This is a genomic window from Frankia sp. CcWB2 (assembly GCF_977927585.1).
Genome location: NZ_CDWRCM010000002.1, coordinates 56,578 through 57,086, shown reverse-complemented (window position 1 = coordinate 57,086; position 509 = coordinate 56,578). Strand labels below are relative to the sequence as shown.

General features: G+C 64.0%; 1 protein-coding gene. It reads left to right on the top strand.

Annotated elements, in window-relative coordinates; genetic code table 11:
* Window positions 1–179: 179 nt before the first annotated feature.
* On the top strand, window positions 180–509 hold a 330-nt coding region (gene rpsB / locus ACY45C_RS00995; protein ID WP_462185791.1), incomplete at its 3' end, for a 30S ribosomal protein S2.

The following is a 509-nucleotide window of genomic DNA, read 5'->3' as shown; positions in this document are numbered from 1 at the left end:
ACCGGGCCCAGTTCGCACGCCCACTTCCGATGATCCGGATCGGATCATCGGAAGGGTCTCCTCGGTCCGCCGCACAGCGACGGCCACGACCAATCGGGCGTCAGGGGCTGCCGTCGTCAGATGGCGCCGTCACAACCGAGGCGTCCCGGCCCAGGCCGGGCGGGAAGGAGCGACGTCCGATGGCCGTCGTCACCATGAAGCAGCTGCTGGAGAGCGGTGTGCACTTCGGGCACCAGACCAAGCGCTGGAATCCGAAGATGAAGCGGTACATCTTCACCGAACGTAACGGCATTTACATCATCGACCTGCAGCAGACGCTGTCCTACATCGACCGCGCCTACGACTTCGTCAAGGAGACCGTGGCGCACGGTGGGACGGTCCTGTTCATCGGGACGAAGAAGCAGGCCCAGGAGGCAATCGAGGAACATGCGGCCCGGGTCGGGATGCCGTACGTCAAGGAGCGGTGGCTCGGTGGCATGCTGACCAACTTCTCCACGGTCTACAAGCGT